The 10264-nt window shown below is 39.8% G+C and carries 10 protein-coding genes; 6 read left to right on the forward strand and 4 right to left on the reverse strand.

Features of this window, described 5'->3' with window-relative positions; translation table 11 throughout:
- The first annotated feature begins 39 nt into the window (after positions 1-39).
- Together EXE30_RS09945 and EXE30_RS09950 are read left to right on the forward strand one after the other, a co-directional pair.
- Positions 40-945 carry an AEC family transporter gene (locus EXE30_RS09945; protein WP_130162244.1) on the forward strand — a complete coding sequence of 302 codons (906 nt, stop codon included), beginning with the start codon at positions 40-42 and terminating at the stop codon, positions 943-945.
- A gap of 128 nt (positions 946-1073) precedes the next feature.
- A complete protein-coding gene (locus tag EXE30_RS09950) occupies positions 1074-2090 on the forward strand; it encodes a coiled-coil domain-containing protein (RefSeq protein ID WP_130162245.1) in 1017 nt (338 codons plus the stop codon).
- A gap of 146 nt (positions 2091-2236) precedes the next feature.
- On the opposite strand, the gene EXE30_RS09955 is transcribed toward EXE30_RS09950, so the two are convergent.
- Both EXE30_RS09955 and EXE30_RS09960 read right to left on the reverse strand, forming a co-directional pair.
- Positions 2237-3076, reverse strand: coding sequence for a hypothetical protein (locus EXE30_RS09955; protein ID WP_228256119.1), 840 nt, complete (start codon positions 3074-3076; stop codon positions 2237-2239).
- Positions 3077-3197: 121 nt separating this feature from the next.
- Positions 3198-6098, reverse strand: coding sequence for a valine--tRNA ligase (locus EXE30_RS09960; protein ID WP_130162247.1), 2901 nt, complete (start codon positions 6096-6098; stop codon positions 3198-3200).
- A gap of 251 nt (positions 6099-6349) precedes the next feature.
- Between EXE30_RS09960 and EXE30_RS09965 the strand changes: the two genes are divergently transcribed.
- The 4 genes from EXE30_RS09965 to EXE30_RS09980 all read left to right on the forward strand — a co-directional run bounded on the left by EXE30_RS09965 (position 6350) and on the right by EXE30_RS09980 (position 9332).
- On the forward strand, positions 6350-7030 hold the full coding sequence (locus EXE30_RS09965) for a hypothetical protein (RefSeq protein ID WP_130162248.1): 681 nt from the start codon (positions 6350-6352) through the stop codon (positions 7028-7030).
- Positions 7031-7145: 115 nt separating this feature from the next.
- Positions 7146-7817 carry a hypothetical protein gene (locus EXE30_RS09970; protein ID WP_130162249.1) on the forward strand — a complete coding sequence of 224 codons (672 nt, stop codon included), beginning with the start codon at positions 7146-7148 and terminating at the stop codon, positions 7815-7817.
- A gap of 4 nt (positions 7818-7821) precedes the next feature.
- Complete coding sequence (locus EXE30_RS09975; RefSeq protein WP_130162250.1) at positions 7822-8628, forward strand: SDR family NAD(P)-dependent oxidoreductase; 807 nt, start codon at positions 7822-7824, stop codon at positions 8626-8628.
- The gene (locus tag EXE30_RS09980) at positions 8625-9332 is read left to right on the forward strand and encodes a Dph6-related ATP pyrophosphatase (protein ID WP_171457360.1); all 708 of its coding nucleotides are present in this window, start codon (positions 8625-8627) and stop codon (positions 9330-9332) included. The genes EXE30_RS09975 and EXE30_RS09980 overlap by 4 nt, the downstream gene beginning before the upstream one ends.
- 41 nt (positions 9333-9373) lie before the next feature.
- Here EXE30_RS09980 and EXE30_RS09985 read toward each other — a convergent pair whose 3' ends face one another.
- Together EXE30_RS09985 and EXE30_RS09990 are read right to left on the reverse strand one after the other, a co-directional pair.
- Positions 9374-9814, reverse strand: coding sequence for a YbjQ family protein (locus EXE30_RS09985; RefSeq protein WP_130162252.1), 441 nt, complete (start codon positions 9812-9814; stop codon positions 9374-9376).
- Between the two features lie 9 nt (positions 9815-9823).
- Positions 9824-10174, reverse strand: a complete 351-nt coding sequence (locus EXE30_RS09990; protein ID WP_130162253.1) for a YbjQ family protein — start codon at positions 10172-10174, stop codon at positions 9824-9826.
- Positions 10175-10264 lie beyond the last annotated feature (90 nt).

Genomic DNA, 10264 nt, shown 5'->3' on the forward strand with positions numbered 1-10264 from the left:
AACGCCAATGAACAGTAGAAATAAAAGCTGAGTAAAGTAATGAATAATATTGTTCTGGCCCTGTTTCCTTTGGTTGCATTCATTGCATCAGGATATATTTTCAAAAAATACCATTTCCTGAGTAAAGAGTTTTGGGCTGGAGCAGAGAAGTTAAATTACTATATTTTATTTCCAGCTTTATTATTCAATACTTTAGCGACCACAAAAATTGATTTGCACAGCCTGAGTAGCGCTGTTATCGCGATGTTGATCGTGGTGCTGACGGTTACGGCTGTCATGTATGTATTACGAATGTTTTGGGATATTCAGCCCGCGCGTTTTGGTGTGCATGTCCAGAGTATGGTCCGTTTCAATACTTATATTGGTTTAGCGTTGGTCGCCTCTCTCTTTCAAAAAGAAGGGATGGCGATTTTGGTGATTTTATTGGCGCTTTGTATTCCATTGGTCAATGTGATTTCAGTGCTGGCTTTAACCACCAAAGAGCAGATGGCGATCAAGCCTGTTTTGATTGCATTGCTGAAAAATCCGTTGATTGTTTCTTGTATTGTGGGTGGGGTGATCAATGTATTAAACATTCCGATTTGGGATGGTCTTTCTAATTTGATCAAGCTTTTTTCAGCATCGAGTTTGCCACTAGGTTTGTTATGTGTTGGCGCGGCTTTACAGTTTATGCAGATGAAAAAAGATATTGTGGTGTTATTAGCTGATACTTTTGCCCGACTCTTGGCTGTACCTGCATTGGCTTTTCTCGTATGTACATGGTTAGGTTTGCCAAGTTTGCAAACTCAAATTTTAGTGGTGTTTTTTGCTCTGCCAACGGCTTCTGCTGCTTATATATTAACAAAGGTATTGGGTGGAGATAGTCAACTGATGGCCGCCGTAATTAGCTTTCAGACCTTATGTGCCGCCGTGACCTTGCCATTGGTGATTTGGTGGATATCTTAAGCGATGAATACCTGAGCTAGCCACTTTGGGTTCTTTTAAAAATAATATGCTGTTTCATACACAAAGGAAGGTTTACTACCTTCCTCGTTTAATTGTTGCTACACTTTTTCCTTTTCAGGTGGATGAGCATGTCCTTTGATCTCAAAGTCAGCTTACAGCAAGGAGCTGAGCCGTCTGCACAGCAGAAAAAGCTGAATCGCCTGATTGATAAAATAGAACAGCAAAAAATCAGTCTTGCCACATGGCAGAATGCCCAAGCCGAAATTCAACAGCACACGCGGCAAAAACTGATGCCTGTGTATCATGAACTACATGAGGTGTTATTTCAGCAGTTAGATCAACTTTGGAATCTGTTACACAGCCATGAGTTTTCCAAAGTTGATGTACAACAACTGGATGAGAAAATTGCCCAACTTGCGCACATGTTGAAACGCTCTCAGATGTTGACTGATGAACAGTTAAAGCTGGTGCAGCAAATCGATAGCTTTTATCAGCAACATGCACAACAATCGATTAAAAAGTCTAAGAAGGTGCAGTCAGCTAAGTTTGAGTACAGTGAACGTCCTGATCAAAATCTAGAATTAGAAGATGAATTTGAACAGTATGCGGCGGAACAACAACAGGCAAGAGAAAAAGCCAAACAGCTACGACAGCAACAGAAGCGTGAACAAGCCGAGCAACTGGCAGCACGATCACTTAAAACAGTGTATTTAAAAATTGCTGCAATGATTCATCCTGACCGTGAGCTAGATGAAACCAAGAAAGAAGAAAAAACTGAGTTGTTTCAACAGGCAAGTCAGGCTTATGAACAGCAGGATTTGTTCTATTTGCTGAGACTTCAGTTACAGCTTGAACAGAATAAAGGTGTAGGAGCTAAAGAGTTATCAGCAGAGCAAGTGAAGTTTTATAAACTGGCTTTAGATACACAGAGTCAGCAGCTTGAAAGTCAAATTAGCGAGATTTTAGATTCTTTTCAGTTGGCAAAGAAAGTCAAAGCCGAACATGTGCATATGAGTGATGTTTATAAAGCTATTGATGCTGACTGTGCTGAGCTAAAGCAGCAGGTGAAATGGGAAAAGGAACGTTTAAAGCATATGAAAAAAGTGAGTGGGGTAGAGATGTTGTTAGGGTATGGGGCGCTTTAGTGTAGTACACCCTCTCCCTTTGGGAGAAGGTAAGAAATCTTTTTTATTGATTAAAATAGCCATAGAAAGAAATTATGAATAAAAAACATTAAATTAAAAATTTTTATAATTATCGAAAAATGTATTCTAACACCATAAGTTTAATATTATTTACTTAAAATAAAAGTATTAGGTATACACGCGGAGTAATATTCAAACTTCCTATACTCTACTCCCATTTCATTGTTTTTGTTATCTAATAGGTTTCTTTGTGTCCAATTACCGCAATCATCAAATATATAGTCTTTAAAACTCACATTAGTTTCTGGGTTGCTATAATTTATGACTTTCGCTAATACTGAATTTTCATATTCATATTCAATTTTTGAGTTTTCACGCATATCTTTTAAGGAAGATTTTATCATTCCATTATGATTATATATTTTTTCTAGGGGTGGCATGAAGTGATAGGGTGGTGCATTAGCTAATATGATTTTCTCAAGTTCACCATTTCGAGAACTAAGATGTATTGTTTGAATTGACGTAAGTTGAAGGTTGTTGTTTGGGGTATTAGAATAATGTTTATAAACTTGAGTAGTTGGAGTGTATTCTATAGCTACTTTTTTAGATAAAATATTAGATGCAATCTTTGGGTAATAAGCAATGATTTGAGGCCTATTTTCTTGATCATAATGAGTAACAGATCCAATTAAATAATTATTTCGCTCCTTAGCTTGATTATTCGTATATAAATGATGCTTTATAAGTTTGGCAGATTTTTTATCGAACTCCCACTCTTGTCCAAAAGCTCCCATTGATGGAGAATCAATCTGTTTTAATATTCCATTGGGCAAAAAGTAAAGCTGTACTTCATCAAACTTAAATGGACTAAATTTTTGTTTAGTCCAAGTATTTAAATTTTTTACGTCACCTTTTAAATATAAATCATTTTTGTTAATGATTAATTTTTCTGGTATCTCAATTTGAGCATGGGCTTGTTTTGTCATGAAAAGAGCTAGAATAAATAGGGAATTAAGTATTATTCTCAATTTTATATTCCTTAAATTATAATAAAAGGGCTGAATAATCAGCCCTTAATATTACAGATTAAATTGTGAACTTTAAAGCTTAAAGCGCTGCAATCTGATCCATATTGTGCTTAATTTTCACTAACTGATCAGCAAACTCAGCAAGTTTAACTTTTTCACCTTCAACCACAGCCGCAGGTGCTTTAGCAACAAAGCCTTCATTTGCCAATTTTCCAGCGATTTGATCATGTTGCTTTTGAACTTTGTCTAAGTCTTTCTGCAAACGACCCAATTCTGCTTTAGGATCAATCAAGCCTTTCATCGGTACAAATACTGAAGCATGGCTAACAACACTCGAACAAGAGAGTGGTGGTTCTTGATCTTTGGTTAAGAACTCAATACTTTCAACTTTTGCGAGTGCTTTAAATAATGCTTCGATACGAATGATTTGCTCACGCTCAACATCAGAAGTGTTTTGCAATAACACTGGCAGTAAACGTGCATTACCCAAGCCCATTTCACCACGAATATTACGCACAGCACCGATCAAACCTTGTAACCAATGCATATCAGCTTCAGCCTGTTCATTTACACGCTCAGGGTTCGCAACAGGGTATTGCGCAAGCATAATACTTTCGCCTGAAATACCAAGTTTTGGTGCAAGTGTTTGCCAAATTTCCTCAGTCAAATACGGCATCAAAGGATGTGCAAGACGTAAAGAGGCTTCCATCACTGCAAGTAAGACACGACGAACTTCTGCTTTACGCTCAGCAGAGACATTCTCATCGTTTAGAACAGGTTTGGTTAACTCAACATACCAGTCACAATATTCATTCCAAATGAACTCGTAAATTGCTTGTGCAGCCAAGTCTAAACGGTAAGTCGCAAAGGCTTGTTGTACCGCAGCTTCTGCTTTTTGCAGACGGCTTACGATCCACTGTTCAGGCAGTTCCCAAAGATCTTGACGAATTTCAGAACTAATTTCTTGGTTTTCACAGTTCATCATCACGAAACGGGTTGCGTTCCAGATCTTGTTGGCAAAGTTACGATAGCCTTCAACACGCTTCATATCGAACTTAATGTCACGACCTGTGTTGGCAAGGGCGCAGAACGTGAAGCGAACTGCATCCGTACCGTAAGCTTGAATACCCTCTGGGAATTCTTTGCGCGTTGATTTTTCAATCTTCGCTGCTTGTTTCGGATTCATTAAACCCGTGGTACGTTTTTGTACGAGGTCTTCAAGGTCGACACCGTCGATCAAATCGAGAGGGTCGAGTACGTTACCCTTAGACTTCGACATTTTCTGACCTTCGCCATCACGGACTAAGCCATGAACGTAAACCGTTTTAAACGGTACTTGTGGCGTACCATCTTCATTCTTCATGAAATGCATCGTAAACATAATCATACGAGCAACCCAGAAGAAGATGATGTCAAAACCAGTGACTAAAACATCTGTTGGGTGGAAAGTCTTGAGGAAATAGTTTTCTGCATCTTTCTTGGCATCACCGGTCCAACCTAAAGTTGAGAACGTCCAAAGCGCAGATGAGAACCATGTATCGAGTACATCTTCATCTTGGTTTAATGCAACATCAGTAGGGATGTTGTTTTTCGCACGTACTTCAGCTTCGTCACGACCAACATAGATATTGCCTTCAGCATCGTACCAAGCTGGGATACGGTGACCCCACCAAAGCTGGCGTGAAATACACCAGTCTTGGATATTGTTCATCCACGCCATGTACATGTTGCTGTACTGTTCAGGTACAAATTTAATGTCACCATCTTTCACCGCTTTAATCGCAGGTTCAGCCAATGGCGCAATTTTTACATACCATTGATCCGTTAATAATGGCTCAACGATCACGCCTGAACGGTCACCGCGAGGTGGTTTAAGGGTGTACGGTTGAATTTGGTCTAACCAACCTTCAGCTTCTGCTTGTTCAACCAGTTTCTTACGTGCTACGAAACGCTCTAAACCAATATAGTCCGCAGGAGCAGCAATGGTTTTAGAGATTTGCTCGCCTGCTTTCGCGATGTATTCAAACTCAGCCAATACTTCTGCATTTTTATTGAAGATATTGATGATTGGCAATTCGCAACGCTTACCGACTTCATAGTCATTGAAGTCATGTGCAGGGGTGATTTTTACACAGCCTGTACCGAATTCTTTATCAACATATTCATCTTTAACGATTGGAACTGCACGACCTGTGATTGGCAGGATAATGTTCTGACCCACAAGGTGCGAATAGCGTTCATCATCAAGCGCCACGGCAACTGCAGTATCACCCAATAATGTTTCAGGACGCGTGGTTGCAACCACGATGTGGTCTTTACCATCATGCGTACGCAGTGATTTGTCTTCAAAGAAATATTTGAAGTGCCACAGTGAACCCGCTTCTTCTTTATCAGATTCTACTTCTAGGTCAGAAAGGGCGGTTTGTAGCTTCGGATCCCAGTTAACCAGACGTTTACCACGATAAATCAAACCATCTTCATGTAGTTTTACAAAGACTTCTTTTACTGCATTCGATAAACCTTCATCCATGGTGAAGCGTTCACGTGACCAATCTACCGAAGAACCTAGACGACGGATTTGACGTGTAATTGTACCGCCTGATTGTTCTTTCCATTCCCAAACTTTTTCGATGAATTTTTCACGACCTAAGTCATGACGACTAACACCCTGAGCACCCAATTGACGCTCAACCACCATTTGCGTTGCGATACCTGCATGGTCTGTACCTGGTTGCCACAAGGTGTTTTTACCTGACATACGGTTATAACGAGTTAGTGCATCCATGATGGCATTGTTAAAACCATGCCCCATATGCAAGCTACCAGTGACGTTCGGCGGCGGAATCATAATACAAAATGATTCACCTTGACCTGATGGTTTGAAATAACCTTGTTGTTCCCAGGTTTGATACCATTTCTTCTCGATCTCAGTTGGATCGTAAGTGGTTGCGATATTTTGAGCAGATTGAGCGTCAGTCATAGTACAGAAGATCAAAATAGAATAAAAAATTGCGCTTATTGTAGCAAAAAATCGCTAAAGGCTGTTGGCATTTCAGTGGTGTGTTGCGTTATCGATTTAAACAACGTCAATAAGGTAAAAAACCCGATGAAATGCGTTGGTTTTTTGATAATAAAAAGTTAGATTTGTGTGTATTGGATCACATAATTAAATAATGCTGATGCATAAAACAACAAAATAACAATGCTAAAACTTAAATAAGGATGTTTTCTATGAGTTATTCAATTCTTTTGAAAATTAATCAAGTTACACATGGGCAGTTTGAGTCGATTCGTCAACAATTAAATGCGGGCAGTGATGAAAGTCAATCGCGAGTCTTGGGGGAAGTGCTTTCAGAGATTGCATGTGACATCGTGGAGCAAGTCTTCTCGGTCTTACTGATTCAAAACCGTAAACCCTCACATTTAACCCAACAAAATTCAGAAGAATCAGAAAAAGTCATTCAGCAAATCACGGGGGCTGTACGTAAATATATGCCATGGTCGATTGCTTTGTTTAGCAATGATCGTTTATGCCCTTTTGCCAATTATTTTTCAGATATGATCAAATATCATGATGAACAGGTCTATGTTTCTTATCCGATAGACCAGCACTTGGTACAACAAGTACATACCTTGGTGGAACAATTAAAACAAAATGAAATCAAGGACATGATGGATGTTTTTCAAACATTGATTCACATCGTAGATTTAGGTGTAACCAATTTGATTCGTGAACCGAAGAAATGTCTGAACTTTAATCGGGTGGTGGATAAAACATTAAGTGGCGTTATTAATGTGACCGCACAATTAAGTTATAAACGCTTAGAGAAAATGGGAACACAGGTCGACACTGGAGCGGCTACCGCATGTGTGAATCATTTTTTGGCACTTATGCATACAGAACCGAATTAGGTTGTGCTAAAGTCGGTAGGGAAAGCCAATACGATATAAAAGATCATTTAATTTGATGAAAGGCTTGTTTTGACAAGTCTTTTTTTATGGAACTCAAAAAATTAAGGTTGTGAGGATGAAGACCGCCGTTTATTTAAATATTCATGCAGATACTTACGCAAGATTTGCCCATATTCGGACACAATTATTGCAAGCGAGCAAAGAAAGTCAGGCAAATGCATTGGGGAGTGTTCTGTCTGAAATGGCTTGTGAAGTGATTGAACAAGTCTTCATGGTGCTATTACACGAAAATCAAGACTATTCTAAAACAGGTGAATCTGAAAAAGTCATTCAGCAAATATTAGAAGCTGTTCGGAAATATATGCCTTGGTCTATTTCATTTTTTGGCAATGAACGTTTAGTCCCTTTGGTGGAATATTTATCGAAAACGCTTTTAATCGAAGATGACATGATTTACATGACTTATCCTGTAGAGCAAAAGCTTGCTGAGCAGGTGATGACTTCAGCCCAAAAACTTGCTGAAGGCGATAGTCGTGAAATTGCAAATGCTCTGAAACGATTGACAGAAGTGATTGATGCAGGGGTTACCCACTTAATTCGTGAACCTAAAAAATGTTTAAAGTTCAATTTTGTGGTCGATAAAACTTTAAATGGTGTGATCAATATGACCACACATCTCGGTTATAAGCGTCTAGAAAAGTTAGCGACGCAACTTGATCAGCAAGTGGCAGTGACTTATGTTGATTATTTCCTAAAATTTATGCGTCACCCAACGGACAGAGGATAGAGATATGGCAAAGCTTAAAACTCTTGAAAATAAAGTGGTATGGATTACTGGAGCATCTTCTGGTTTAGGTAAAGCTTTGGCGCGTGAATGTGCTTTGCAAGGTGCACAGGTGGTGTTGACCTCACGCCGTTACGACGAGTTAGAAGCCGTTCGCATCGGTCTACTCAAGCCTGAGCAACATATTTCAATTGCCGCTGATATTACCGATGAAGCACAAGTTCGTCATGCTTATGAGCAAGTCTTGGCATGTAAAGGACGTATTGATTGGCTCATCAATAATGCTGGACTGAGCCAACGCGCTTTGATTCAAGACACCACCATGCAAGCTGAACGCACTATCATGGAAGTGGATTATTTCTCGCAAGTGTTCTTGACCAAAACGATATTGCCGACTTTTTTAAAGCAAAAATCAGGTCGTGTGGTCTTTGTTTCGAGTGTCGCTGGTTTGTTGGGTACGCAATACCGTGCGAGTTACTCTGCTGCCAAAGCCGCAATTCACATGTGGGCAAATAGCTTGCGTGCTGAAGTGGCTAAAGATGGGGTTGACGTGTCTGTGGTGTTCCCAGGTTTTGTCAAAACCAATGTTTCCTTTAACGCCTTAAATGGTGAAGGAAAGCCACAAGGTCATCAGGATGAAGCGATTGAAAATGGCTTAGATGCTGATATTTTTGCGGAACGTGTGGTTGCATCGCTAATGGCTGGTGAAGAATATATTGTGGTCGGCGGTAAAAAAGAGCAACTGGGGGTGTTGGTATCGCGCTTGTCACCGAGTTTGTTGTACAAAATGATTCGTAAAAGCAAAGTGAAATAAGTGTGAGTAGTCGTAAAAAAGCAGTCTTTAATTGGAGTGGCGGAAAAGATTCAGCTTTAGCCCTTTATACTGTAATGCAGCAAAATGAGTTCGAAGTTGTTGCATTATTAACAACGGTCAATGAAGAAACTGAATTGTCTTCGATGCATGCCATTCCATATGCACTGCTTGAAAAGCAAGCTGAAAGTATTGGGATTCCGTTGTACCCAGTGCTGTTGCCCAAAGATATAAATATCTATGAACAACGAATGCAGGACGCTGCAAATCATTTTAAAGCACAGGGTGTTCAACATTTTATCTTTGGGGATATTTACCTCAGTGATGTACGCAAATATCGAGAAGATCGTTTACATCCTTTAGGGATCGAAGTGGTCGAACCGATATGGAATCTCAATTCAACTGAGGTGATGCAGGATTTTCTAGCTTCTGGGATTCGCACCAAAATTATTGTGACCGACGCGACCAAGCTAGATGACAGTTTTATTGGGCAAGATATTGATGCAGCCTTAATTGAGCGAATGCCCGCAGAGGTTGATGTATGTGGTGAAAATGGTGAATACCACACTTTTGCTTACGCAGGGGCGATATTTAAGCATCCTGTAGATTTTGAAATTATTGAAACTCGCAAGATGTCTTATGAGTTTAAATTAGAGGATGGTGAGGAAAAAATCTATCACTATTGGCAAGCGATTTTTGCAGCGTAAGGTGGATGTCCTGTCCAATTGAAATTGCACAGGACATTTTTTTAATGCGGTGTGATGATCACTGTGCCATAGGCAAACACTTCAACCATTCCGCCTTGCATTCCCATTTCAGTGGTGCTGAGGCGCACGCCTAAAATCTGATTGCCTCCCATGGATCTAGCTTGTTGTTTTAAACGCACAATCGCTTCGCGACGAGCGCGTTCGACGACACTTTCATAACTGATTAAGCGGCCACCTAAGATATTTTTAATCGATGCAAGTATGAATTTAAAATAATCGTGTGAAATGACCACATTGCTGCTAATTAAATGCCCAGCATACTCGCTGCTTGCAAATCGACGGCTATCCAATTGAATATCGGCCAACAAGCGCTCTTTTTCATCTAGCTCTCTCAAATGTTTTTGTTCGTTATAACGACCAAAGCCCCAACCTACAGAAAAGAGAATCAGGAAAATGACAATTTGAAAAATTAAGCCATCCATTGCATTTTCCTATGAACTAAATGGATCTGGGAGTTTTGGAACAATCGGTTGTACCACCACAGCAGTGCCATAAACAAAAAGCTCTGAAGCGCCTTGTGCAATATTCGATGTGGAAAAACGAATCCCGACGACAGCATTGGCACCCAAGCCTTTTGCTTTCTCAATCATACGTTGCATCGCTTCTTGGCGAGACTCTTCTAACAATTCGGTATAGGCTGTTAATTCCCCCCCGACAATATTTTTTAGACCAGCAAGAAAGTCTCGACCGACATGTTTACTGCGAACTGTACTGCCATAAACAACATCAATTTGACGTAAAATCTCGTGACCGGGAACTGATTCTAAATTGCTCAATAACATCGTATTTTTTATACCATTAAACATTGACCTTGAAGATAAGAAATATTGAGCACGCTTGCAATAAAAAAGCCCACCGAAGTGAGCTTTTCT

The sequence above is a fragment of the Acinetobacter halotolerans genome, from assembly GCF_004208515.1.
Lineage (GTDB): Bacteria > Pseudomonadota > Gammaproteobacteria > Pseudomonadales > Moraxellaceae > Acinetobacter > Acinetobacter halotolerans.

Bases quoted from the DNA above. Each gene is read 5' to 3' on its own strand.
- EXE30_RS09990 (WP_130162253.1), bottom strand. From the start codon at position 10,174: ATGTTATTGAGCAATTTAGAATCAGTTCCCGGTCACGAGATTTTACGT.
- EXE30_RS09985 (WP_130162252.1), bottom strand. From the start codon at position 9,814: ATGGATGGCTTAATTTTTCAAATTGTCATTTTCCTGATTCTCTTTTCT.
- EXE30_RS09960 (WP_130162247.1), bottom strand. From the start codon at position 6,098: ATGACTGACGCTCAATCTGCTCAAAATATCGCAACCACTTACGATCCA.
- EXE30_RS09970 (WP_130162249.1), top strand. From the start codon at position 7,146: ATGAAGACCGCCGTTTATTTAAATATTCATGCAGATACTTACGCAAGA.
- EXE30_RS09955 (WP_228256119.1), bottom strand. From the start codon at position 3,076: ATGACAAAACAAGCCCATGCTCAAATTGAGATACCAGAAAAATTAATC.
- EXE30_RS09945 (WP_130162244.1), top strand. From the start codon at position 40: ATGAATAATATTGTTCTGGCCCTGTTTCCTTTGGTTGCATTCATTGCA.
- EXE30_RS09975 (WP_130162250.1), top strand. From the start codon at position 7,822: ATGGCAAAGCTTAAAACTCTTGAAAATAAAGTGGTATGGATTACTGGA.
- EXE30_RS09965 (WP_130162248.1), top strand. From the start codon at position 6,350: ATGAGTTATTCAATTCTTTTGAAAATTAATCAAGTTACACATGGGCAG.
- EXE30_RS09950 (WP_130162245.1), top strand. From the start codon at position 1,074: ATGTCCTTTGATCTCAAAGTCAGCTTACAGCAAGGAGCTGAGCCGTCT.